Genomic DNA, 23,239 nt, shown 5'->3' with positions numbered 1-23,239 from the left:
GTGGTGCTCCCATCGTCAACGATCACGAGCCGTGATGCATTCCTGACGGGAGAATTCACAACCGACGCATGCCCCGCCGGAGCGGACGTCACGCCCGGTACAGCGCCTCGACCTCGTTCTCGTACGCCTTCTCGATCGCCTTGCGCTTGAGCTTCAGCGACGGGGTCAGCAGCCCGTGCTCCTCGGTGAACGGCTGGGCCAGGATGCGGAAGGTGCGGATCGACTCGGCCTGCGAGACCAGCGTGTTGGCCGCGACCACCGCGCGCCGCACCTCCGTCTCCAGGTCCGCGTCGCGCACCAGTTCCGCCGGGGACATCCGCGGCTTGTTCCGCATGGCCAGCCAGTGCTCCACGGCCTCCTGGTCCAACGTCACCAGGGCGGCGATGTACGGGCGGTCGTTGCCGACCACGATGCACTGGTTGACCAGCGGGTGGTCCCGGACGCGTTCCTCCAGCACACCGGGTGAGACGCTCTTTCCGCCGGAGGTGACCAGGATCTCCTTCTTGCGGCCGGTGATGGTGAGGTAGCCGTCCTCGTCGAGCGAGCCGAGGTCGCCGGTGGCGAGCCAGCCGTCGTGCAGGGCCTCGTCGGTGGCCTTGGGGTTGTTGAGGTACCCCTGGAAGACGTTGTGGCCGCGCAGCCAGATCTCGCCGTCGTCCGCGATGTGCACGGTCATGCCGGGGATGGGCTGCCCGACCGTGCCGAACCGGGTGCGCCCGGGCGGGTTGGCGGTGGCGGCGGCGGTGGACTCGGTCAGGCCGTAGCCCTCGTAGATGTGCACGCCGGCTCCGGCGAAGAACAGCCCGAGCCGGCGGTCCATCGCCGAGCCGCCGGACATGGCGTGCCTGATGCGGCCGCCCATCGCGGCGCGGATCTTGGAGTAGACGAGCTTGTCGAACAGCTGGTGCTGCATGCGCAGGCCCGCCGAGGGTCCGGGCCCGGTGCCCCAGGCCCTGGCCTCCACGGCGTCGGCGTACTTGATGGCGACGTCCACGGCCTTCTCGAACGGGCCGGAGCGCCCCTCCTTCTCGGCCTTGCGGCGGGCCGCGTTGAACACCTTCTCGAAGATGTACGGCACCGCGAGGAAGAAGGTCGGCCTGAACGCGGCCAGGTCCGGCAGCAGGGCCGCCGCGTTGAGCTGCGGCTGATGACCGAACTTCACCCTGCCCCGGATCCCCGCGACCTGGACCATCCGCCCGAAGACGTGGGCGAGGGGCAGGAACAGCAGGGTCGCCGCCTCGTCGCCCTTCCTGGAGTGGAAGACCGGCTCCCAGCGCTCGATGACCGTGTCCGCCTCGTACATGAAGTTGCCGTGCGAGATGACACAGCCCTTGGGGCGGCCGGTGGTGCCCGAGGTGTAGATGATCGTGGCGACCGAGTCGGGCGTGACGGCCTGCCGGTGGCGGTGCACCACCTCGTCGTCGAGGTGCGCGCCCGCGTCGTACAGCTCGTCCACGGCGCCCGAGTCCAGCTGCCACAGGCGGCGCAGCTGCGGCAGCCGGTCGATCACGGTGGCGATCGTCATCGCGTGGTCCTCGTGCTCCACGACCGCGGCCGTCACCTCGGCGTCGTAGAGCATCCAGAAGCACTGCTCGGCCGAGGAGGTCGGGTAGACCGGCACCACCTGTGCGCCGATCGTCCACAGCGCGTAGTCGAACAGCGTCCACTCGTAGCGGGTGCGGGACATGATCGCGACCCGGTCGCCGAACCGGATGCCGCTCGCCAGCAGCCCCTTGGCCAGGGCGAGGACCTCGTCGCGGAAGGCGGCGCTGGTGACGTCCCGCCACTGCCCGGACTCGTCCTTGCGGCCGAGCGCGATGTGCAGCGGGTCCTGCTGGGCATGCTGGAACACCACGTCGGCCAGACCGCCCACCGGGGGTGCCAACGCCAACGGAGGGTTGGAAAACTCGCGCAAACCCCGCTCCCCGCTCCTCAGCGCTTGTGATGAGTGACGCTCCGCACAGCGCCGTGAAAGCTACCCCAAGCAACCAAGGTGCGGGAGGGGGGCCGAAGGTGAGCAGCGCTCTCGTCCGCGCTGGTCAGCGAGGGAAAATACGCTCACATGGGGAAGGGTCGGACAGATTCCTGACGGTTGAGTAAGTTTCGGTCCCGTAATCTCCACCGAATCTGTACGACTCCGGCGGCAGGGTGCCCGGGCACCGCCGCGGCGTCTGTTCAGTCAGCGCGGCGCCGGCGGATTGTGTCACTCCGGCTCGTCACAGGCCCTTGCGCGCGGTGCGGTGCAGCCGGTCCCCGCCGGACAGGAGCGCCGCCGCCAGGGCGTCGGCCGCGCCCTGCGCGGAGGGCCGGCGGCGGCCGTGCACCACGACGAAGTCGACCTGCCCCAGCTCCGGCAGCCCCGCCCGGTCCGGGACCCGGACCAGCCCCGGCGGGATCAGGCCGCGGGAGTGGGCCATCACGCCGAGCCCCGCACGGGCCGCCGCGACGAGGCCGTTGAGGCTGCCGCTGGTGCACACCACCCGCCAGGCGCGGCCCTGCCGCTCCAGCGCCTCCAGGGCGAGCGCGCGGGTGATGCCCGGCGGCGGGTAGACGATCAGCGGCACCGGGCGCTCCGGGTCCAGCCGCAGGCGCTCCGCGCCGATCCACACCAGCCGGTCGTGCCGCACCAGCTCACCGCGCGGGTCCTCGGGCCGCCGCTTGGCGAGGACGAGGTCGAGCTTCCCGGCGGCCAACTGCTCGTGCAGCGTCCCCGACAGCTCCACCGTCAGCTCCAGGTCGACCTCCGGGTGCTCGTGCCGGAAGCCCTCCAGGATCTCCGGCAGCCGGGTCAGCACGAAGTCCTCCGAGGCGCCGAAGCGCAGCCGGCCGCGCAGCCGGGTGCCCGTGAAGAACGCCGCCGCCTGCTCGTGCACCTCCAGGATCCGGCGCGCGAAACCGAGCATGGCCTCGCCGTCCTCGGTCAGCTCCACCGAGTGGGTGTCCCGGGTGAACAGCCTCCGCCCGGCCGCGTCCTCCAGCCGCCGCACGTGCTGGCTCACCGTCGACTGCCGCAGCCCGAGCCGCCGCGCGGCCTGCGTGAAGCTCAGGGTCTGCGCCACCGACAGGAACGTCCGCAGATGGGAGGGGTCGTACACGCGGCCGAGCTTATCGCGCACCGTGATGACAGTCAGAGCGGCGTACGGGATTCCCGATCGCCATGCGCGGGAGCACGATGGAAGGGGGACGCTCCGGCCCTGCCGGGGTCCGCCCGTCCCGTCCGTACCGAGTGAGTGGAGCCTCGTGAAACGCCTGCGCCGGCCGCGCCGGATGCCGATCGACCCGTACATCCTCCTCCTGCTGGCGACGGTGGGCCTCGCCGCGCTGCTCCCGGCGCGGGGGACGAGTGCCGAGGTGGCCTCCGGCGCCTCCACGGCGGCGATCGCCCTGTTGTTCTTCCTGTACGGGGCCCGGCTGTCCACCCGCGAGGCGCTGGACGGACTGCGCCACTGGCGGCTCCACGCCACCGTCCTGGCCTGCACCTTCGTCGTCTTCCCGCTGCTGGGCCTGGCGGCCCGCGCACTGGTGCCGGTGATCCTGACGCACCCCCTCTACCAGGGGCTGCTCTTCCTCACGCTCGTCCCGTCGACCGTGCAGTCCTCGATCGCCTTCACCTCGATGGCCCGCGGCAACGTGCCCGCCGCGATCTGCGCGGGCTCCTTCTCCTCCCTCGTCGGCATCCTGGCCACCCCGCTGCTCGCCGCTTCCCTGCTGGGCGGCAGCGGCGGCGGCTTCTCCGCGGACTCGCTGCTGCGGATCGTGCTGCAACTGCTCGTGCCGTTCCTCGCCGGGCAGCTGCTGCGCCGCTGGATCGGCGGCTTCGTCACCCGCCACAAGAAGGTCCTCGGCCTGGTGGACCGCGGCTCGATCCTGCTCGTCGTCTACACGGCGTTCAGCCAGGGCATGGTCCAGGGCGTCTGGCACCGGGTCAGTCCGCTCAGGCTGGGCGCCCTGCTGGTCGTCGAGGCCGTCATCCTCGCCGTGATGCTGCTGCTGACCTGGTACGGCGGTAAGGCGCTGGGCTTCGGCCGGGAGGACCGCATCACCCTGCAGTTCGCCGGCTCGAAGAAGTCCCTGGCGGCCGGACTGCCCATGGCGAGCGTCCTGTTCGGCGCGCACGCCTCGCTGGCCGTGCTGCCGCTGATGCTCTTCCATCAGATGCAGCTCATGGTCGGCGCGGTGATCGCCAAGCGCCGCTCGCACGACCCCGGCGCGATTGAGGTCAGCGCGCCGGAGCCAGCCGCAGGGTCACGAACCGGGGTCGGTACAGGGACACGTTCCGACTGAGCCGCTCGGCGGCGCCGGTGATCTCCAGCCAGTTGACGTCGTAGCTCAGCACGAGCCGTCCCTCGCCGCTCAGCACCGGGTGCGTCTGGGGGTTGTAGGCGGCGACCTGGCCCGGCGGCAGGGACGGGCTGAACTCCTCCACCGGCCCGTGCCACGGCCCCTGCGGGGAGCACGCCCAGTACGCGGCCACGGTGGTCAGGCCCCTGGTGCCGGTGGCCATCGTGAACAGCATGTACGTGCCGTCGTCGCGGACCACCGAGAAGGCGCTGCCCACCCCCCGGCGCCGCCCGTCCCCGAGCACCGGCCGGAGGCGGGCGCCGGCCGTCCAGTCCGAGCCGTTCCAGTACTGCCAGGCGGCCGGGTCGGCGAGTAAGCCCTCCGGCACCCGGGCCGCGTAGGCGTGCGAGGCCGGGCGGGAGGCGGCCCGGCCGTCGTCGCCGCCGAAGACGTACGTCCAGCCGTCCTCCGCCACCAGCGTGGTGCCGAACAGCACGCGCCGGGACGGGTCGGGAACCAGCTGCTGGTCGAGGACCTTGACGACCGACTCCAGACGCAGGTGGGGCAGGGAGAGGGTGGCGACCTCGGTCGCGGTGGGCACGCCGTAGATCCACGGGGAGGGGCCGGCCGTGCGGACCCACAGCAGCACCCGGACGACCTTCTCGGCGGAACCGGGGGAGCGGGGCTCGACGCGGGCCGCGACCGGCCAGCGCCACTGGTTCGGCGCCGGGTCGGCGAAGAGCGGGGCGGGCAGCGTGGATGCGAGCCGGCCCTCCCGCATCAGCACCGCCGAGTTGCGCACCAGCGGCGCGGTGGTGTCCCGCCAGGCGTAGGACTCGCCGTGCGGGTTGGGCGGGCCGTGCACCCGCCCCAGGTAGGTGTCCGAGAACAGCCACAGCACGCGGCCGTCCGGCAGCCGCACCGAGTGGGTGCCGTCCCCGCCGGTCCAGTCGTCGGTGCGCGAGGAGTCGTCGCCGTAGCGGGTGAACTCGCCGGTGAGGTGCTCGTCGGCCTGCCAGGAGCGGACCGTGCGCGCCCGGCAGGGAACGCCGTCGGGCTGCGCGTCCTCGTCGTCCGGCAGGGCGATGAGCAGCGCGGCCCCGAGAACCAGGACCAGCAGCAGGCCGATCCCGGTTCCCGTGCGCTGTCGTGCTCGTGCTGCGTATGCGTCGTCGGGCACGCCGTGACGTTAGTTGCTGCCGCTCACCTGGTCCATGGGGAGCCACAGCACCGTGCCCCGCGCGGCCGCGCCCGAGGCGCCGGCGGCCAGCTCCCGGTCGGACAGGGCCCGGTTCCACACGCGGACGTCGTCGACCGCCCCGGTGAGGTGTGCCCTGCTGTCCATGCGCTGGCCGATGTGCACGCCGAAGGGGGAGTTGCGGCTGACCGAGCCCGCCACGTCCGCGGTGCTGAGGGCCTCGCCGTCCAGGAAGAGCGTCAGCCGCCCGCCGCCGCGGCGCAGCGCCAGATGGTGCCAGCGGCCGTCGTTGCGGGCGCCGGTGCTCCACACCGAGGCCGTGCGGACGGTCGCCGCGCCCGAGCGGGTGGTGATCAGCGCCCGGACCCGGTCGCTCGCCGGCTCGCCGCGCAGCCAGACCTGCGGCTGGGTGCCGCCGATGCCGCCCATCCACAGGAACGGCTGCTCGCCGGCCGTGGCGGTGTAGCGGAAGAACAGGGACGCCGTGAAGTCCCCGTCACCGAGAGGCAGTTGGGAGCGGTATGGCAGGCGTACGGCATCGTCGGTGCCGTCGAAGGACATCGCACTGCCCCGCACCCCGGCCGTCCGCCCGGCACCGCCGAGGACGGCCGCCGGTCTGGCGCCCGCCGCCGCGTCCCGGGTGGTCGGGTCGGCGCCCCGGCGGGGCTTCAGCCAGTCCTCGGTGAAGCGGGCGAAGCGGATCTCGTCCCGGGCGTCGGCCGCGCCGCCCTCGTACAGCAGGCCTACGGCCGAGCCGTCGATCTCCGCCATGTCGGAGTAGCCGGACCAGTCCGTGGTGACGACCGTGCCCCGGTCCACGCTCTCCCAGGTGCGGCCGCCGTCGTAGGAGGAGCGGACCATCATGGTGCGGCGGCGGTCGGGGTCGGCCGGGGCCGACAGCAGCATGCGGCCGCCGAGGCGCAGCGTCGCGCCCTGCACCTGCGGGGTGTAGAGGTCCGGCAGGGCGCGGAAGGGCGTGGCGAAGCTGTCGCCGCCGTCCGTGCTGAAGGTCTGGGCGCGGTGGCCGAGGTCGGTGCCGTCCTGCTCCCGGCCGCTGACGAGGAGGGCGCCGTCGGCGCGCTCGGTGAGCGTCACCTCGGACGGCTTCTGCCGGAAGGTGCCGTCCTCCTCTATGGGCCAGGTGTCGGTGGCACCGATCCGCCAGTGGTCGCCGCCGTCGTCGCTGACGACGAGTGCGGCGTGGTTCGCCGAGACGCGACTGCCGTTCCACGTCTCGGTGTTGACGCCGAACACCAGCCGCCCGGCGTGCTCGCCGCGGGTCAGCTGGATGCCGTGCACCGGGCCCGTGGCGTACCAGGAATTCCAGTCGCCGGGAAGGATCTCGTCGCTCAGGTCGCGCGGCCGTGACCAGGTCCGGCCGTCGTCGTCGCTGTACTGCAGGTGCGGGGTGCGGTCGCAGGGGATCCGGCAGTTCCCGGCGTCCGTGCGGCCGGTGTTGTACGTCTCGGCCAGCAGGATGCGGCCGGTGCGGCGGTCCACCAGGGGCGCCGGGTTGCCGTGCGTGTCGCCGGCGCCCTCGTTGACCACCTGGAGCGGGCCCCAGGTGCGGCCGCCGTCGGTGGAGCGCTTGAGGACGATGTCGATGTCGGCGGCGTCCCCGCAGTTGAGGACGCGGCCCTCGGCGAAGGCGAGCAGGGTGCCGCTGGTGGTGCGCACGATGGCCGGGATCCGGAAGCAGGCGTAACCGGGGTCCTGGGAGGCCTTGAAGAGGACCTGCTGCTCGAACTCCGGTGACGCCGTCGCCGGTCCGGCCTCGGCCGGTGCGGTGGGCGCGAGCAGCGCCGCGGCGGCCAGAGCGGCGGTCAGGGTGGATCTCAGACGGGTGCGAAGACTTGACGGCATGGTGCGACCTGCCCTTCATGCGTCTGTCGGCTGGAACCACCGGGGCGCGGGAACAGACATTCGGTCATCCGGACATCCCACGTCCCATGCAGGGGCCACAGACGGTACTTGGCTTCTCCGACCCCCCACAAGAACCGTGCGTCAGGGGATCAGGACGACCTTGCCGAGGTTGGACCGCGCCTCGATCTCCCCGTGCGCCTTGGCCGCGTCCTCCAGGGCGAACTCCCCGTGCACGGCCGGCCGGAGCTCACCGGCCGCGAACAGCCGCCACAGCTCCTCGCGCCACTGCTCGTACAGCTCCGGCCTGCCGCGGGCGACCCGGGCCGTCTGGAAGCCGATGACCGACTTGGCGCCCACGAGCAGGTCGTACGCCCGGATGGTGCCGCCGCCCGAGCTGTACGCCACCAGCCGTCCCTCCGGGGCGAGCGCGGCGAGGGCCGGGGTGAGCACCTCGCCGCCGACGGCGTCCAGGACGTAGTCGACGGGCGTGCCCCAGCTGTCGTCGCCGTAGGTGATGACGTGGTCCGCGCCGAGGCCCCGTACGAAGCCGGCCTTGGCGGGGTCGGATACGGCGCCCACGATCCGCCCCGCGCCGCGCGTCCCGGCCAGTTGCACGGCCAGGTGGCCGACGCCGCCGGCCGCCGCCGTGACCAGGGCCGCCTCGCCCGGCTCGGGGCGCGCCGCCTCCAGGGCGCCGAGCGCCACGAGACCGCTGCGGACCAGGGCGACCGCGGTGACGGCCCCGGCGTCGCGCGGGACGGGGGAGGCCATCGCCTCGTGCAGGAGCGCGAAGTCGGCGTAGCCGTGCCCGAAGCACAGCCCGGTCACCCGGTCGCCGGTGGAGAAGCGGCTGACGCCCTCGCCGACGGCCGTGACCTCTCCGGCGACCTCGCCGCCGAGCGGGACCGGTTCGGCCGCCTCGGTGACCTTCCGGACGACCGGGAGCGTCACGCCGATCGCCTCCGCGCGTACGAGCAGCTCTCCGGGGCCCGGCTCGGGGACCGGGGCCTCCTCGACGAACAGGGGGCCGCCTCGGGATTCGTAGCGGACGCGGCGCATCGCACCTCCGGGGTCACGGGTCGTCCCCGCGGATCGTTGGGCATCCCAACGGATTCGTTGGGATGCCCAACGGTATAGGAGGATCATAGGAGGAACCAACGATTTCTTGGCTAGGCTGCGCCCATGTCGGAAGCTCCCCTCCCCGCGATCCGCTCCCTGCCCAGCTGGCTGCTCGGCCGCGCCGCCGCCCGGGGCCGGGCCCTGGTGGCCGCGGCCCTGGCCGAACAGGACATGCGGATGTGGCACCACGTGGTGCTGTCGGCCGTCCGGGACCTCGCCCCCGTCGCCCAGGCCGACCTCGGCCGCGCGGTCCGTCTCGACCCCAAGGACCTGGTCGGCGTCCTCGACGACCTCCAGGCGGCCGGCCTCGCGGTGCGCGAACCCGACCCGCGGGACCGCCGCAAGAACGCGGTGTCCCTCACCGCGCGGGGAGCCCGGTTGCTCAAACGCTGCGAGAAGGCGGCCCGGGCCGCCAACGACGAGCTGCTCGCCCCGCTGTCGGCGGCGGAGCGGGAGCAGTTCACCGGGATGCTGCGACGGATATCCGGCACGGGCGACTGACCGCCCGCGCGGGTGGAGACCGAGACGGGGCCCCTGCGGCGCAGGGGGCGCTCCCCGCCGGTCGGGGCCCCGCCGCCGTGCAGCGGGGCGAACCTGCTCAGCCCTGGGCGGCCGCGGCCCGCACAGCGATCCGGTCCTCACCCGCGTACACGTTCATGGAGCTGCCCCGCAGGAAGCCCACCAGCGTCAGGCCCGTCTCGGCGGCCAGGTCCACCGCCAGCGAGGACGGTGCGGACACCGCCGCCAGCACCGGGATGCCCGCCATCACGGCCTTCTGCGCCAGCTCGAAGGAGGCCCGGCCGGAGACGAGCAGGATCGCCCGCGACAGCGGCAGCTCCCCGTTCTGCAGGGCGCGGCCGACCAGCTTGTCCACCGCGTTGTGCCGGCCCACGTCCTCCCGGACGTCCAGCAGCTCGCCCTCCTCGGAGAACAGGGCCGCCGCGTGCAGGCCGCCGGTGCGGTCGAAGACCCGCTGGGCCGCGCGCAGCCGGTCGGGCAGGCTCGCCAGCAGCTCGGGGGTGACCCGGACCGGCGGGGTGTCGGCGATGGGCCAGCGGGCCGTGGTGCGCACCGCGTCCAGTGACGCCTTGCCGCACAGGCCGCAGGAGGACGTCGTGTAGACGTTGCGTTCCAGCGTGATGTCCGGGATCACCACGTCCGGGGCGGTCCGCACGTCCACGACGTTGTAGGTGTTCGAGCCTCCCCCGCTCTCGGCTCCGCTCGAGCGGGAGGTGCCCCCAGCCGTCGCCCCGGCGCAGTAGACGATGTTCCGCAGGTCCGCCTGCCCGGCCAGTACACCCTCGCTGACGAGGAAGCCCGCCGCCAGCGCGAAGTCGTCGCCGGGGGTGCGCATGGTGATCGCCAGGGGCTTGCCGTTCAGCCGGATCTCCAGCGGTTCCTCGGCGACGAGCGTGTCCGGACGGCTGGAGACCGCCCCGTCCCGGATGCGGAGCACCTTGCGTCGTTCCGTGACTCGTCCCATGTCCTGATCAGTCCCGGTTCTGTACGTGCTGGTAGCCGAAGCGGCCCTTGATGCAGAGATTGCCGTGGGTCACCGGGCTGTCGTGCGGCGAGGTGACCTTGACGATCTCATTGTCCTGCACGTGCAGCGTCAGGTTGCAGCCCACTCCGCAGTACGCGCACACCGTGGTCGTCTCCGTCTGTCTCGACTCGTCCCAGGTACCCGCCGCGCGCATGTCGAACTCGGACTTGAAGGACAGCGCGCCCGTGGGGCACACCTCGATGCAGTTGCCGCAGTACACGCACGCCGAGTCGGTCAGCGGGGCGTCGTGCTCCACGGCGATCCGGGCGTCGAAGCCCCGCCCGGCGACCGAGATCGCGAAGGTGTTCTGCCACTGGTCGCCGCAGGCGTCGACGCACTTGTAGCAGAGGATGCACTTGTCGTAGTCGCGCACGTAGAGGTCGTTGTCGACCCTCGGCTCCTCGTCCAGCCGGGCCGCGTCCGGGCCGAAGCGGTCCGGTTTCGCCTCGTACTCCTTGAGCCACTCGGCGACCCGGGGCGTGGTCGACAGGTCGACGGAGGACGCCAGCAGCTCCAGGACGATCCTCCGGCTGTGCCGGGCCCGCTCGGTGTCGGTGCGCACCTCCATGCCCGGCTCGGCCCTGCGGGAACAGGCCGGGGCCAGGGTGCGCGCCCCCTCGACCTCCACGACACAGACCCGGCAGGCGTTCTTCGGCCGCAGCGTGTCGCCCTCGCACAGGGTGGGCACGTCCTTGCCCGCGGCCCGGCAGGCGTCGAGGATCGTCGAGCCCTCGGGGACCCGGACGGGCTCGCCGTCGAGGGTGAACTCCAGCAGCCGGCGCGGGATCCCCAGCGGTGTGACGGTCATTCGTACGCCCCCAGACGGTCGATGGCGGATTCCACGGCGTTCCACGCGGTCTGCCCCAGACCGCAGATGGAGGCGTCCCGCATGGCGCGGCCGACCTCCCTGAGCAGGGCGATGTCGCCCGCGGCGGCGGCGCCCGTGCGCTCCGCGATCCGGTGCAGCGCCTCCTCCTGCCGCACGGTCCCGACCCGGCAGGGCACGCACTGCCCGCACGACTCGTCGCGGAAGAACTCGGCGATGCGCAGCAGCAGCCGGGGCAGGGGCACGCTGCCGTCGAAGGCCATCACGACCCCCGAGCCCAGGGTCGTGCCGGCCTCGCGGGTGCCCTCGAAGGTGAGCGGGATGTCCAGCTCGTCGGCCCGGACGAAGCCGCCCGCCGCCCCGCCGAGCAGCACCGCCCGCAGCCCGTCCCGCACCCCGGCCAGCGTGAGCAGCTCGCCCAGGGTGGCGCCGAACGGCAGCTCGTAGACACCGGGCCGCTCCACGGTCCCGGACACGCAGAACAGCTTGGGCCCGGTGGACCGCCCGGTGCCGATCGCCGCGTACGCCGGGGCGCCCAGGGTCAGGATCGGCAGGACGTTGACCAGCGTCTCGACGTTGTTCTCCACCGTCGGCTTGCCGAACAGGCCCTTCTCCACCGGGAACGGGGGCTTCGAGCGGGGTTCGCCCCGGTAGCCCTCGATGGAGTTGAACAGGGCCGTCTCCTCACCGCAGATGTAGGCGCCCGCGCCGCGCCGGATCTCGATGTCGAAGGCGTACCCCTGCCCGAGGACGTCGTCGCCGAGCAGTCCCCGCGCACGCGCCTGCGCGATCGCGTGCTCCAGGCGGTGCAGGGCGCGCGGGTACTCGCCGCGCAGGTACAGGTGGCCCCGGTGGGCGCCGGTGGCGTACCCGGCGATCGTCATCGCCTCCACCAGCGCGTACGGGTCGCCCTCCATCAGCACCCGGTCCTTGAAGGTGCCCGGCTCCGACTCGTCGGCGTTGCAGACGAGGTAGTGCGGGTGGTCCGGCTGGGAGGCGGTGGCCTGCCACTTGCGGCCGGTGGGGAAGGCGGCGCCGCCGCGCCCGACCAGGCCCGAGTCGGTCACCTCGCGGATGACCCCCGCCGGACCGAGCTCGAAGGCCCGGCGCAGGGCGGTGTAGCCGCCGTGGGCGCGGTAGTCGTCGAGCGAAGCCGGGTCGACCACGCCGACCCGGTGCAGCAGCATCAGACCGTCCTGCCCGGCCTGCGGCACCGCCGACTCGGCCGGGGGCTCCTCCGGCGCCGAGTCGGGGGCGCTCGCGGCGAGCACGGCGTCCCCGACGGTCGCCGGCGCCGACACCGCCGTACGGACCGGGTCACCGGCCTTGACCGCGAGCGCCGCCGGGGCGCGTTCGCACAGCCCCAGGCACGGGCTGCGCTGCACGCTCACCCCGCTGCCCGGGCCCAGCCGCTCCTCGGTCCCCGCGCACAGCTCAGGCGCCCCGGCCGCCGCGCACGCCAGGTCCGTGCACACGTGCAGCACGGTCGCCGGGCGCGGCCTGACGGAGAACAGGGCGTAGAAGGTGGCGACCCCGTACGCCTCCGCCGGCGGCACCGTCAGCCGCCGGCACAGGTAGCCCAGGGCGCCGTCGCTGATCCAGCCGACCCGGTCGTTGATGGCGTGCAGCCCCGGCAACAGCAGGTCGCGGCGGTCCCGGGCCTCACGTCCGCCCCGGGCCCACCGCAGGTCCGCGTCGGAACGGTCGGCGCCCTCCCAGGAGGACTCCGGGGGTCCGAGCAGGGCGTCCACGGCCGCCCGTTCCTCGTCCGTCGGTCTGCTGTCGCCGAAGTGCAGGTCCACGGTGCGTCACCCCACGATGGTCGCGATGGGCAGCTTCTCGATCCGGATCGCCGACGCCTTGAACTCCGCCGTCCCGGCGATCGGGCAGTTCGCCTCGATCGTCAGCGCGTTGGTGTCCACCTCGTCCGGGAAGTGCATGGTCATGAAGGCGAGCCCGGGACGCAGGGCGGGGTCCACCCACACGGGCGCGGTCACCGACCCGCGCCGCGAGGTCACCTGCACCCGCTCACCGACGACGACGCCGTAGCGCTCCGCGTCCTCCGGGGACAGCTCGATGTACTCGCCGCGGCGCAGCGGCGAGGCGTAACCGCCGCTCTGCACCCCGGTGTTGTACGAGTCCAGCCGCCGCCCGGTGGTGAGCCGGATCGGGTAGCGCTCGTCGGTGAGGTCCACGGGCGGGTCGTGCTGCACGATCCCGAACGGCGCGAGCCGTCCGCGCCGGGCGGGGTCGGGGTCCCACAACCGGCCGTGCAGGTACGTCGGTTCGAGTCCGTCGGTGCTGGGGCAGGGCCACTGGATGCCCTGGTGCTCCGCCAGGCGCTCGTACGTCATGCCGTAGTGGTCGGGCGAGACCGACCGCAGCTCGTTCCACACGGTCTCGGCGTCGGCGTACTTCCAGTCGTGGCCGAGGCGGGCGGCCAGGTCGCAGAGGATGTCGATGTCCTCGCGGGCCTCGCCGGGCGGGGTGACGGCCCGGCGCACGCGCTGGACCCGCCGCTCGCTGTTGGTGGTGGTGCCCTCGGTCTCCGCCCAGCCGGCCGTGGCGGGCAGGACGACGTCCGCCAGCTCGGCCGTCTTCGTCAGGAAGATGTCCTGCACGACCAGGAAGTCGAGCGCCTGCAGCCGTCGCACGGCCTGCTCGCTGTCGGCCTCGGACTGGGCCGGGTTCTCACCGATGCAGTAGACGGCCTTGAGGGTGCCGTCCTCCATCGCCTCGAACATCTCCGTGAGGTTCAGGCCGTAGTGCGGCTGGATGACGGTGTCCCAGGCCGACTCGAACTTCAGCCGGGTGTCCGGGTCGAGGATGTCCTGGAAGCCCGGCAGGCGGTTGGGGATCGCGCCCATGTCGCCGCCGCCCTGCACGTTGTTCTGCCCGCGCAGCGGCTGCAGGCCCGAGCCGTAGCGGCCGACGTGCCCGGTGAGCAGGGACAGGTTGATCAAAGCGCGGACGTTGTCGGTGCCGTTGTGGTGCTCGGTGATGCCGAGCGTCCAGCACAACTGGGCGCGCTCGGCCCGGGCGTAGGCGTGCGCCAGTTCCCTGACGGCCGCCGCCGGGACGCCCGTCACCTTCTCGGCGAGCGACAGCGTCCACGGCTCGACCAGGGCCTTGTACTCCTCGAAGCCGGTGGTGGCCCGCTCGACGAACGCCTCGTTGGCGAGCCCCGCGTGGATGATCTCGCGGCCGATCGCGTGCGCCATCGGGATGTCCGTGCCCACGTTGAGGCCCAGCCAGCTCTCGGCCCACTCCGCGGTGGAGGTGCGGCGCGGATCGACCGCGTACATCCGGGCCCCGCCCCGGATCCCCTTCAGCACGTGCTGGAAGAAGATCGGGTGCGCGAAGCGGGCGTTGGAGCCCCACATCACGATGACGTCGGTGTGCTCGACCTCCTCGTACGACGACGTGCCGCCGCCCGAGCCGAACGCCGCCGACAGGCCCGCCACGCTCGGGGCGTGGCAGGTGCGGTTGCAGGAGTCGACGTTGTTGGTGCCCATGACGACCCGGGCGAACTTCTGGGCCACGTAGTTCATCTCGTTGGTGGCGCGGGCGCAGGAGAACATGCCGAAGGCGCCGCGGTTGCGTTCCAGCCCCCTCGCCGCCCGGTCCAGCGCCTCCTCCCAGGTGGCCCGCCGGAACGGCTCGTCACGACAGTCGCGTACCAGCGGGTGCGTCAGCCGGGTGTAGGTCTTCGGTTGCCGCTTCCTCATATGAAGCTCCTGACACTCCTCATGCGGCGCTCCTCAGCGCGAGCAGGTCCGAGATGGCGTGCACGGTGCGCAGGGTGGGCACCTCCACGCCGGTGATCTCCGCCAGCTCGACGACGGCCGCGAGCAGCACGTCGAGTTCGAGCGGCTTGCCGCGCTCCAGGTCCTGGAGCGTGGAGGTGCGGTGGTCGCCGACGCGCGCGGCGCCCGCCAGCCGGCGCTCGATGGACACTCCGACGTCGCAGCCCAGGGCCTCGGCGACGGCGAGGGTCTCGGTCATCATGATCTCGATGACCCTGCGGGTGCCGCCGTGCAGGCACATCTGCCGCATGGTCGCGCGGGCGAGCGCGCTGATCGGGTTGAAGGAGATGTTGCCGAGCAGCTTGAGCCAGATGTCGTTGCGCAGGTCCGGCTCGACCGGGCACTTCAGGCCGCCCGCCTGCATGGCCTCGCCCAAGCGCAGACAGCGCGCCGAACGGCTGCGGTCGGGCTCGCCGACGGAGAACCGAGTGCCTTCCAAGTGCCGTACGACGCCCGGGCCTTCGAGCTCGGTCGCCGCGTAGACCACGCAACCGACGGCCCGTTCGGGCGCGAGCACCGCACTGACCGCGCCGCCCGGGTCCACGCTCTCGATCCGGTGGCCGTCGAAAGGGCCGCCGTGGCGGTGGAAGTACCACCAGGGGATGCCGTTCTGGGCCGCCACGACGGCCGTGCTGCCGTGCAGCAAGGGTGCGATCAGCGGCCCGCACGCCGCGTACGCGTTCGCCTTCAGGCCCAGGAACACGTAGTCGACCGGGCCCACTTCGGCCGGGTCGTCGGTCGCGTGCGGGTGCGCGGTGAAGTCGCCGCGCGGGCTGCGCACCCGGACTCCGTGCTGCCTCATGGCCGCCAGATGCGGTCCACGGGCGATGAGATGCACGTCGGCACCCGCGCGGTGGAGCGCGGCGCCGACGTAGGCGCCGATGGCACCGGCGCCGAGAACTGCGACTTTCATGACGAGGGAGCTCCGTCCGGTCGAGGGTACCGAGGAACTGCCGAGACTCTGTCGACGAAATATTGTCTACAGTATGGAACTTGGGGCGGCAAGGGTCCGCGCACCGACCGTTCGGCGCAGACCGCATACCGCTCACCGCATACGGTCGACGCGCCGCCTTCTCAACCGCCCCGCGGATCCCTACCGTCCGGGGTTCATGAGTCCCCCCGTCGCGCCCGTGGGCTGGAGCCGCTGGCTCGTCCCGCCCGCCGCTCTGTCCGTACACCTCTCCATCGGCCAGGCCTACGCCTGGAGCGTGTTCAAGCCGCCCCTGGAGTCCGCCCTCGGGCTCAGCGGCACCCAGAGCGCGCTCCCCTTCCAGCTGGGCATCGTCATGCTGGGCCTGTCCGCGGCCTTCGGCGGAACGCTCGTGGAGCGCAACGGCCCGCGCTGGGCGATGACCGTCGCCCTGGTCTGCTTCTCCTCCGGTTTCCTGCTCTCCGCGCTCGGCGCCTCCCTGGAGCAGTACTGGCTGATCGTCCTCGGCTACGGCTTCGTCGGCGGCATCGGCCTCGGCATCGGCTACATCTCCCCGGTCTCCACCCTCATCAAGTGGTTCCCGGACCGGCCCGGCATGGCAACCGGCATCGCCATCATGGGCTTCGGCGGCGGCGCGCTCATCGCCTCGCCGTGGAGCGCCCAGATGCTGGAGTCCTTCGGGTCCGACAGTTCCGGCATCGCGCTGGCCTTCCTCGTCCACGGGCTGTCGTACGCCGTCTTCATGCTGCTGGGCGTGCTTCTGGTCAGGGTCCCGCGCGATGCCCCGCAGGCACCGGGAACCGAGCGGCAAGCCCGCACCGGCCCGCAGGTGTCGGCGAACCAGGCCATCCGCACCCCCCAGTTCTGGTTCCTGTGGATCGTGCTCTGCATGAACGTCACCGCCGGCATCGGCATCCTGGAGAAGGCCGCGCCGATGATCACGGACTTCTTCGCGGACACCTCCACGCCGGTGTCGGTGACGGCCGCCGCCGGCTTCGTCGCGCTGCTCTCGGCGGCGAACATGGCCGGGCGCATCGGCTGGTCGTCGACCTCCGACCTCATCGGCCGCAAGAACATCTACCGCGTCTACCTCGGCGCCGGCGCGCTCATGTACACCCTGATCGCCCTGTTCGGCGACTCCTCCAAGCCCCTGTTCGTCCTGTGCGCGCTCGTCATCCTCTCCTTCTACGGCGGCGGCTTCGCGACGATCCCGGCGTACCTGAAGGACCTCTTCGGCACCTACCAGGTCGGGGCCATCCACGGGCGGCTGCTCACCGCCTGGTCCACGGCCGGGGTGCTCGGGCCGCTCATCGTCAACTGGATCGCCGACCGGCAGGAGCAGGCGGGCCGGCACGGCGCGTCCCTGTACGGCCTGTCGTTCGTCATCATGATCGGCCTGCTCGTCGTCGGCTTCGTCGCCAACGAACTCGTCCGCCCCGTCGCCCCCCGCCACCACGTCCCCGCCCCGAGGGAGGCCGCTCATGCCGAGCGACAGCAGTCAGAGCCCGCCTAGCCCCGACCGGCGGTGGCTGATCGCCCTGGCCTGGGTGTGGGTCGGGGGCCCGCTCGTCTACGGGCTGTACGAGCTGGTCCGCAAGGCGACGCAGTTGTTCACCGGGTAGCCGTTGAGCAGGTGCCCGGGCGTCCGGGCTCCTGACGGAAGCCGACAACCAGGGCGCCCGTTTCCTGTCGCCTCGGCTGCCGTCGTACCCGCGAGTCACTGATCACACTGGTGGATCCGCTGCCCAAGGAAACGAGGGGGACCCACCCAATGAACGGCTCGCGCATCGCCGCCGTCGGCCACTACCAGCCCGCCAAGGTGCTCACCAACGAGGACCTGGCGGGCCTGGTGGACACCACTGACGAGTGGATCAGGAGCCGGGTGGGCATCCGCACCCGCCACATCGCGGGCCCCGACGAGCCGGTCGACGAACTGGGCGCGCACGCCGCCGCCAAGGCCCTCGCGGGCGCCGGGCTGACCCCGGACGACATCGACCTGGTGCTGGTCGCCACCTCCACCGCCGTCGACCGCTCGCCCAACATGGCCGCCCGGGTCGCCGCCCGGCTCGGCATCCCGCAGGCCGCCACCATGGACCTCAACGTGGTGTGCGCCGGCTTCACCCACGCCCTGGCCACCGCCGACCACGCCGTGCGGGCCGGGGGTTCCAGCCGGGCGCTGGTCATCGGGGCCGACAAGATGTCCGAGGTGACCGACTGGAGCGACCGCACCACGTGCGTGCTCGTCGGGGACGGGGCCGGGGCGGCGGTGGTGGAGGCCGCGGACGAGCCGGCGATCGGTCCCGTGCTGTGGGGCTCGGTGCCCGAGATGGGCAACGCCGTACGGATCGAGGGCACCCCGCCGCGCTTCGCGCAGGAAGGGCAGAGCGTCTACCGCTGGGCGACCACACAGCTGCCGCCCATCGCGCGCCGGGCGTGCGAGCGGGCCGGACTTCAGCCCGCGGACCTCGCCGGGGTCGTGCTGCACCAGGCGAACCTGCGCATCATCGAACCCCTCGCCGAGAAGATCGGCGCCGTCAACGCCGTCGTCGCCCGCGATGTCACCGAGTCCGGCAACACCTCGGCCGCGAGCATCCCGCTGGCCTTCTCCAAGCTGGTCGAACGGGGCGAGATCACCACGGGCGACCCGGTCCTGCTGTTCGGCTTCGGCGGGAACCTGTCGTACGCGGGTCAGGTCGTGCGCTGCCCCTGACTCCCACCGGCCACGCGGGGCGTGACGGGGCCGATGTGACGCGGCCGATGTGACGCGGCCAACTCCCCGGAACCCTGGCGCCTGTGCGCCGTAGACTGTAGACGAAAGACAATCGATACTGACTCTGCGGCGACACCGGCGTCGGCCGCGCTGTGCACGGCCCTGCCGAGGAGGGGGACCGCGATGCTGTCGACAGGCCTGCCCCAAGGGGCGGTACCCAAGCTGGAACGCCCGGGTCCGCTGCGCGACCGCGTCTACGAGGCACTCCTCGAACTCATCACCACCCGCGCCCTGCAGCCCGGCCAGCACCTGGTCGAGAGCGAGCTCGCCGGGCATCTGGGCGTGTCCCGGCAGCCGGTGCGCGAGGCGCTGCAGCGGCTCAACACCGAGGGCTGGGTCGATCTGCGGCCCGCCCAGGGCGCGTTCGTGCACGAGCCGACGGAGGAGGAGGCCGACCAGCTCCTGACGGTCCGCACGCTCCTGGAGGCCGAGGCGGCCCGCCTCGCCGCGGCCAACGCCGACAGCGCGGGCATCGCCGCCCTGGAAGCGCTGTGCGCGGAGGGCGAGAAGGCCGTGGAGGCCGACGACGTGGACGGGGCCGTCGCCATGAACGCGCGCTTCCACGCCAAGATCATGGAGCTGGCCGGCAACACGGTCCTCGCCGAACTCGCCGCCCAGGTCGACCGGCGCGTGCGCTGGTACTACACCCCGGTGGCCCGTCAGCGCGGCCACCAGTCCTGGATCGAGCACCGCGAACTCATCGCCGCGGTCACCGCCCGCGACGAGCAGCGGGCGACCCGGCTGATGCGCGAACACACCGAGCACACGCGGCGGTCGTACCACGAGCGAGCGCGTTCGTAGGCTCCGGCCGACCGGCGGCGCATCCCCCTGGCCCGCACCACCCGGGCCCCCGTCGGCCTGCCCTTTTCGCTGCCCCGGCCGCTCCCGGCACGCCCGGGAGGGGAGACTTCCGCCCCCATCTTTGTCCTCTGAGTGGAAAAAGTGAGGGCCAATTCCTGCGCGACTTCTTCCCACTCCCGGCAGCCGCTGCTACGTTCCCTCCGAAAGCACGCCACCGAGGTGGCGGAAAACCGGCGCGCACAGGCCGATAGGGGCGGGGAGGGGCTCGTGAGACGTATGACCGCACGACCCGGAAACGCCCACCAGGCCCGACTGCTCAAGCTCCTGCGCGACGGCGGCCCCAACTCCCGCGCCCAGCTGGGCGACCAGGTCGACCTCTCACGGTCCAAGCTCGCCGTGGAGGTGGACCGGCTGCTGGAGACGGGGCTGGTCGTGGCCGACGGACTCGCCGCCTCGCGCGGTGGCCGCCGCTCCCACAACATCCGGCTCAACCCCGAACTCCGGTTCCTCGGCGTCGACATCGGCGCGACCTCGGTCGACGTCGCCGTCACCAACGCCGAGCTGGAGACCCTCGGGCACATCAACCACCCCATGGACGTGCGCGAGGGCCCGGTCGCGGTCTTCGAGCAGGTCCTGGCCATGGCCGCGAAGCTGAGGGCCTCCGGGCTCGCGGAGGGGTTCGACGGCGCCGGCATCGGCGTCCCGGGCCCGGTCCGCTTCCCCGAGGGCGTCCCGGTCGCACCGCCGATCATGCCCGGCTGGGACGGCTTCCCCGTGCGGGAGGCGCTCAGCCAGGAACTCGGCTGCCCGGTCATGGTCGACAACGACGTGAACCTGATGGCGATGGGGGAGCAGCACGCGGGCGTCGCCCGCACCGTCGCCGACTTCCTCTGCGTCAAGATCGGCACCGGCATCGGCTGCGGCATCGTCGTCGGCGGTGAGGTCTACCGCGGTACGACGGGCAGCGCCGGTGACATCGGGCACATCCAGGCCGTCCCCGACGGCCGCCCCTGCGCCTGCGGCAACCGGGGCTGCCTGGAGGCCCACTTCAGCGGGGCGGCCCTGGCCCGCGACGCCCTGGAGGCCGCCCAGCAGGGGCTCTCGGCCGAACTGGCGTCACGGCTGGAGACGAGCGGCGAACTGACCGCCGTCGACGTCGCCGCCGCGGCCGCCGCCGGGGACGCCACGGCCCTGGAACTGATCCGTGAGGGCGGCAACCGCACCGGCCAGGTCATCGCCGGCCTGGTCAGCTTCTTCAACCCGGGCCTGGTGGTGATCGGCGGCGGGGTGACCGGACTCGGCCACACCCTGCTCGCCGCGATCCGCACCCAGGTCTACCGCCAGTCGCTGCCGCTCGCGACCGGCAACCTGCCCATCGTCCTGGGCGAACTGGGACCCGCCGCCGGCGTCATCGGCGCGGCCCGGCTCATCAGCGACCACCTGTTCTCTCCCGCCTAAGCGCACGTCAGCACGTCGGCACCACGCTTACGGTACCGAGCCCTGCCCTGCCCTGAACCGGCCCGCACGCCCGCCAAGGGGACCTCATGGCACCAGAACCACCGCTGCTCAGCATGTCCGGCATCACCAAGTCGTTCCCCGGAGTCCGGGCCCTCGACGGCGTCGACCTCGACGTCGTGGCCGGCGAGGTGCACTGCCTGCTCGGCCAGAACGGCGCCGGCAAGTCGACCCTCATCAAGGTCCTGGCCGGCGCCCACCAGCCCGACACCGGCACCATCCGCTGGCGCGGCGAGGACGTCACCCTCCGCTCGCCGATCGCGGCCATGCGCCTCGGCATCGCGACGATCTACCAGGAACTCGACCTGGTGGAGCACCTGTCGGTCGCCGAGAACGTCCACCTCGGACACGAGCCGACCACCGCCGGCTTCGTCGTGCGGGGCAGGACGGCCAAGGCGTCGACCGCCGCCCTGCTCAAGCGGCTCGGCCACGCGGAGATCGACCCGGGCCGCCTGGTCGGGGAGCTCTCGGCCGCGCAACAGCAGATCGTGTCCATGGCCCGGGCGCTCTCCCACGACGTGCGGCTCATCGTGATGGACGAGCCGTCCGCCGCCCTCGACCCGGACGAGGTCGACAACCTCTTCCGCATCGTCGGCGACCTGACCGCCGCCGGGGTCGCCGTCGTCTACATCTCCCACCGCCTGGAGGAGATCCGCCGCATCGGCGACCGGGTCACCGTCCTGAAGGACGGCCGGGCCGTGGCGAACGGGCTCCCCGCGAAGTCCACCCCGACCCGCGACGTCGTCGCCCTGATGACCGGCCGCAACGTCGAGTACGTCTTCCCGGACCGGCCCGTCGCCCCGCCGTCCGCGGAGCCCGTGCTGAAGGTGCGGAACCTGTCCCGCCAGGGGGAGTTCGAGACACTCGACCTGGAGGTGCGGCCGGGTGAGATCGTCGGCCTCGCCGGACTCGTCGGCTCGGGCCGCTCCGAGATCCTGGAGACCGTCTACGGCGCCCGCAAACCGACGACCGGTCAGGTGCTGGTCGACGGCAGGCCCTTGAAGCCGGGCAGCGTCCGGGCCGCCGTCCGGGCCGGGCTCGGGCTCGCCCCCGAGGAACGCAAGGCGCAGGCCCTGCTGATGCTGGAGTCCGTCACCCGCAACGTGTCGGTCTCCTCCATGTCCCGCTTCTCGCGCGGCGGCTGGATCGACCGCGGCGCCGAACTCGGTGCCGCCCGGGCCGCCACCCGCGAGCTGTCGCTCAGGCCCGACAACCCGTCGGTGCCCGTGCGCACCCTGTCCGGCGGCAACCAGCAGAAGGCCGTCCTGGCCCGCTGGCTGCTGCGCGGGTGCAAGGTGCTGCTGCTCGACGAACCCACCCGCGGCGTCGACGTCGGCGCCCGCGCCGAGCTCTACGCGGTCATCCGCCGCCTCGCCGACGAGGGCCTCGCCGTGCTGCTGGTCTCCAGCGAGGTGCCCGAGGTGCTCGGCCTCGCCGACCGCGTCCTGGTGCTGCGCGAGGGCCGGGTCGTCCACACGGCGCCCGCGCGTGAGCTCGACGAACACCGCGTACTCGACCTGGTCATGGAAGGAAGCCCGGCGTCATGACGCAGCCCGTCTCCCCGCCCCGGGACAGCACCGCCGCCAAGGTGCCCCAGGCCCAGCCCCCCGCCTGGCGCGGCCTGATGGCCCGTGCCGACGTCCGCACCCTGTCCCTGCTCGGCGTCCTCGCCGTGCTGGTCCTCATCGGCGGCATCACCAAACCCGACGAGTTCCTCGACACCCGCAACCTGCAACTCGTCCTCACCCAGGCGTCCGTCATCGGCGTCGTCACCGTCGGCATGACCTTCGTCATCGTCTCCGGCGGCATCGACCTGTCGGTCGGCGCGATCGTCGCCCTCGCCTCCGTGTGGGCCACCACCGTCGCCACCCAGGAGTACGGCTTCGCCGGCATCCTCTTCACGGCGGTCGTCGTCGGAGTCGGCTGCGGGCTGGTCAACGGGGTGCTCATCGCCTACGGCGCGATGGTGCCGTTCATCGCCACCCTCGCCATGCTGGCCTCCGCCCGCGGCCTCTCCCTGCAGATCACCGACGGCAAGACGCAGATCGTCACCGTGCCCTCGGTCCTGGACCTCGGAGAGCGCGACGCCTACGTCCTCGGCATCCCGCCGCTGGTCATGGTGTTCGCCGTCGTCACGGTCATCGGCTGGCTGGTGCTCAACCGCACCACCTTCGGCCGCCGCACGGTCGCCGTCGGCGGCAACCCGGAGGCCGCCCGGCTGGCCGGCATCGACGTCCGCCGCCAGCGGCTCTACCTCTACCTGCTGTCCGGGCTGTGCTGCGGCATCGCCGCCTTCCTGCTCATCGTCCTGTCCGGCTCCGGTCAGAACACCAACGGCAACCTCTACGAACTCGACGCCATCGCCGCCGCCATCATCGGCGGCACCCTCCTCACCGGCGGCCGCGGCACCATCACCGGCTCCGTCCTCGGCGTCCTGATCTTCACCACGATCACCAACATCTTCGCCCTGAACAACCTGCAGAGCGACGTCCAGCAGATCGCCAAGGGCGCGATCATCGTCGCCGCCGTGCTGGTCCAGCGCCGTACCGCGAGCACGACCTGAGGAAAGGGTTCACCGCCATGCCA

19 protein-coding genes are annotated in these 23,239 nt (G+C 72.5%); 9 read left to right on the top strand and 10 right to left on the bottom strand.

Going from position 1 to position 23,239, the window contains the following annotated elements; translation table 11 throughout:
* Positions 1-88: 88 nt before the first annotated feature.
* Together RIN80_RS04600 and RIN80_RS04595 are read right to left on the bottom strand one after the other, a co-directional pair.
* Complete coding sequence (locus RIN80_RS04600; RefSeq protein ID WP_309094177.1) at positions 89-1,915, bottom strand: AMP-dependent synthetase/ligase; 1,827 nt, start codon at positions 1,913-1,915, stop codon at positions 89-91.
* 301 nt (positions 1,916-2,216) lie between these two features.
* The gene (locus tag RIN80_RS04595) at positions 2,217-3,095 is read right to left on the bottom strand and encodes a LysR substrate-binding domain-containing protein (protein ID WP_309094176.1); all 879 of its coding nucleotides are present in this window, start codon (positions 3,093-3,095) and stop codon (positions 2,217-2,219) included.
* A gap of 172 nt (positions 3,096-3,267) precedes the next feature.
* Between RIN80_RS04595 and RIN80_RS04590 the strand changes: the two genes are divergently transcribed.
* On the top strand, positions 3,268-4,284 hold the full coding sequence (locus tag RIN80_RS04590) for a bile acid:sodium symporter family protein (RefSeq protein ID WP_309094218.1): 1,017 nt from the start codon (positions 3,268-3,270) through the stop codon (positions 4,282-4,284).
* Here the strand turns inward: RIN80_RS04590 and RIN80_RS04585 are convergent.
* From RIN80_RS04585 to RIN80_RS04575, 3 genes are all read right to left on the bottom strand, one after another.
* Entirely contained in the window at positions 4,220-5,461 is a 1,242-nt protein-coding gene (locus tag RIN80_RS04585) for a DUF4185 domain-containing protein (RefSeq protein ID WP_309094175.1), read from the bottom strand. The two genes, RIN80_RS04590 and RIN80_RS04585, sit on opposite strands and share 65 nt — an antisense overlap.
* Before the next feature lie 9 nt (positions 5,462-5,470).
* Positions 5,471-7,342 carry an exo-alpha-sialidase gene (locus tag RIN80_RS04580; protein ID WP_309094174.1) on the bottom strand — a complete coding sequence of 624 codons (1,872 nt, stop codon included), beginning with the start codon at positions 7,340-7,342 and terminating at the stop codon, positions 5,471-5,473.
* 141 nt (positions 7,343-7,483) lie between these two features.
* The gene (locus RIN80_RS04575) at positions 7,484-8,401 is read right to left on the bottom strand and encodes a zinc-binding dehydrogenase (protein WP_309094173.1); all 918 of its coding nucleotides are present in this window, start codon (positions 8,399-8,401) and stop codon (positions 7,484-7,486) included.
* Between the two features lie 123 nt (positions 8,402-8,524).
* On the opposite strand from RIN80_RS04575, the gene RIN80_RS04570 reads away from it, so the two are divergent.
* On the top strand, positions 8,525-8,962 hold the full coding sequence (locus RIN80_RS04570) for a MarR family winged helix-turn-helix transcriptional regulator (protein ID WP_309094172.1): 438 nt from the start codon (positions 8,525-8,527) through the stop codon (positions 8,960-8,962).
* A 97-nt stretch (positions 8,963-9,059) separates the two neighbouring features.
* Here RIN80_RS04570 and fdhD read toward each other — a convergent pair whose 3' ends face one another.
* Genes fdhD through RIN80_RS04545 form a run of 5 tightly spaced genes read right to left on the bottom strand, consistent with a single transcriptional unit; the run spans position 9,060 to position 15,549 of the window.
* Positions 9,060-9,944 (bottom strand): formate dehydrogenase accessory sulfurtransferase FdhD, encoded by an 885-nt coding sequence (gene fdhD, locus RIN80_RS04565; protein WP_309094171.1) that lies wholly within the window; start codon positions 9,942-9,944, stop codon positions 9,060-9,062.
* Positions 9,945-9,951: 7 nt separating this feature from the next.
* Positions 9,952-10,812 carry a 2Fe-2S iron-sulfur cluster-binding protein gene (locus RIN80_RS04560; RefSeq protein ID WP_309094170.1) on the bottom strand — a complete coding sequence of 287 codons (861 nt, stop codon included), beginning with the start codon at positions 10,810-10,812 and terminating at the stop codon, positions 9,952-9,954.
* Entirely contained in the window at positions 10,809-12,632 is a 1,824-nt protein-coding gene (locus RIN80_RS04555; protein ID WP_309094169.1) for an NADH-ubiquinone oxidoreductase-F iron-sulfur binding region domain-containing protein, read from the bottom strand. Before RIN80_RS04555 ends, RIN80_RS04560 begins: the two co-directional genes overlap by 4 nt.
* A 6-nt stretch (positions 12,633-12,638) precedes the next feature.
* The gene (locus tag RIN80_RS04550; RefSeq protein WP_309094168.1) at positions 12,639-14,558 is read right to left on the bottom strand and encodes a molybdopterin-dependent oxidoreductase; all 1,920 of its coding nucleotides are present in this window, start codon (positions 14,556-14,558) and stop codon (positions 12,639-12,641) included.
* A gap of 19 nt (positions 14,559-14,577) precedes the next feature.
* The gene (locus RIN80_RS04545) at positions 14,578-15,549 is read right to left on the bottom strand and encodes a 2-dehydropantoate 2-reductase (RefSeq protein ID WP_309094167.1); all 972 of its coding nucleotides are present in this window, start codon (positions 15,547-15,549) and stop codon (positions 14,578-14,580) included.
* A gap of 196 nt (positions 15,550-15,745) precedes the next feature.
* Here RIN80_RS04545 and RIN80_RS04540 point away from each other — a divergent pair, with 196 nt between their 5' ends.
* From RIN80_RS04540 to RIN80_RS04510, 7 genes are all read left to right on the top strand, one after another.
* Complete coding sequence (locus tag RIN80_RS04540; RefSeq protein ID WP_309094166.1) at positions 15,746-17,080, top strand: OFA family MFS transporter; 1,335 nt, start codon at positions 15,746-15,748, stop codon at positions 17,078-17,080.
* A complete protein-coding gene (locus RIN80_RS04535) occupies positions 17,049-17,189 on the top strand; it encodes a hypothetical protein (protein ID WP_309094165.1) in 141 nt (46 codons plus the stop codon). The genes RIN80_RS04540 and RIN80_RS04535 overlap by 32 nt, the downstream gene beginning before the upstream one ends.
* A gap of 149 nt (positions 17,190-17,338) precedes the next feature.
* Positions 17,339-18,277 carry a beta-ketoacyl-ACP synthase III gene (locus RIN80_RS04530; protein WP_309094164.1) on the top strand — a complete coding sequence of 313 codons (939 nt, stop codon included), beginning with the start codon at positions 17,339-17,341 and terminating at the stop codon, positions 18,275-18,277.
* A gap of 183 nt (positions 18,278-18,460) precedes the next feature.
* Positions 18,461-19,138, top strand: coding sequence for a GntR family transcriptional regulator (locus RIN80_RS04525; protein ID WP_309094163.1), 678 nt, complete (start codon positions 18,461-18,463; stop codon positions 19,136-19,138).
* Between the two features lie 276 nt (positions 19,139-19,414).
* Positions 19,415-20,596: an ROK family transcriptional regulator gene (locus RIN80_RS04520; RefSeq protein WP_309094162.1), complete on the top strand. Its 1,182-nt coding sequence runs from the start codon at positions 19,415-19,417 to the stop codon at positions 20,594-20,596.
* A gap of 86 nt (positions 20,597-20,682) precedes the next feature.
* The gene (locus RIN80_RS04515) at positions 20,683-22,200 is read left to right on the top strand and encodes a sugar ABC transporter ATP-binding protein (protein WP_309094161.1); all 1,518 of its coding nucleotides are present in this window, start codon (positions 20,683-20,685) and stop codon (positions 22,198-22,200) included.
* Positions 22,197-23,216, top strand: coding sequence for an ABC transporter permease (locus RIN80_RS04510; protein ID WP_309094160.1), 1,020 nt, complete (start codon positions 22,197-22,199; stop codon positions 23,214-23,216). The genes RIN80_RS04515 and RIN80_RS04510 overlap by 4 nt, the downstream gene beginning before the upstream one ends.
* Positions 23,217-23,239 lie beyond the last annotated feature (23 nt).

The sequence above is a fragment of the Streptomyces sp. genome (assembly GCF_031181705.1).
In the GTDB taxonomy this organism is placed as follows: domain Bacteria; phylum Actinomycetota; class Actinomycetes; order Streptomycetales; family Streptomycetaceae; genus Streptomyces.
Note: the sequence above shows the minus strand (reverse complement) of the source record. Positions and strands in the feature narration are given on the sequence as shown.

Coding starts and splice junctions, on each gene's coding strand:
- RIN80_RS04590 (WP_309094218.1), top strand. CDS start 3,268: ATGCCGATCGACCCGTACATCCTCCTCCTGCTGGCGACGGTGGGCCTC.
- RIN80_RS04580 (WP_309094174.1), bottom strand. CDS start 7,342: ATGCCGTCAAGTCTTCGCACCCGTCTGAGATCCACCCTGACCGCCGCT.
- RIN80_RS04575 (WP_309094173.1), bottom strand. CDS start 8,401: ATGCGCCGCGTCCGCTACGAATCCCGAGGCGGCCCCCTGTTCGTCGAG.
- RIN80_RS04570 (WP_309094172.1), top strand. CDS start 8,525: ATGTCGGAAGCTCCCCTCCCCGCGATCCGCTCCCTGCCCAGCTGGCTG.
- fdhD (WP_309094171.1), bottom strand. CDS start 9,944: ATGGGACGAGTCACGGAACGACGCAAGGTGCTCCGCATCCGGGACGGG.
- RIN80_RS04560 (WP_309094170.1), bottom strand. CDS start 10,812: ATGACCGTCACACCGCTGGGGATCCCGCGCCGGCTGCTGGAGTTCACC.
- RIN80_RS04550 (WP_309094168.1), bottom strand. CDS start 14,558: ATGAGGAAGCGGCAACCGAAGACCTACACCCGGCTGACGCACCCGCTG.
- RIN80_RS04545 (WP_309094167.1), bottom strand. CDS start 15,549: ATGAAAGTCGCAGTTCTCGGCGCCGGTGCCATCGGCGCCTACGTCGGC.
- RIN80_RS04540 (WP_309094166.1), top strand. CDS start 15,746: ATGAGTCCCCCCGTCGCGCCCGTGGGCTGGAGCCGCTGGCTCGTCCCG.
- RIN80_RS04535 (WP_309094165.1), top strand. CDS start 17,049: ATGCCGAGCGACAGCAGTCAGAGCCCGCCTAGCCCCGACCGGCGGTGG.
- RIN80_RS04530 (WP_309094164.1), top strand. CDS start 17,339: ATGAACGGCTCGCGCATCGCCGCCGTCGGCCACTACCAGCCCGCCAAG.
- RIN80_RS04525 (WP_309094163.1), top strand. CDS start 18,461: ATGCTGTCGACAGGCCTGCCCCAAGGGGCGGTACCCAAGCTGGAACGC.
- RIN80_RS04520 (WP_309094162.1), top strand. CDS start 19,415: ATGACCGCACGACCCGGAAACGCCCACCAGGCCCGACTGCTCAAGCTC.
- RIN80_RS04515 (WP_309094161.1), top strand. CDS start 20,683: ATGGCACCAGAACCACCGCTGCTCAGCATGTCCGGCATCACCAAGTCG.
- RIN80_RS04510 (WP_309094160.1), top strand. CDS start 22,197: ATGACGCAGCCCGTCTCCCCGCCCCGGGACAGCACCGCCGCCAAGGTG.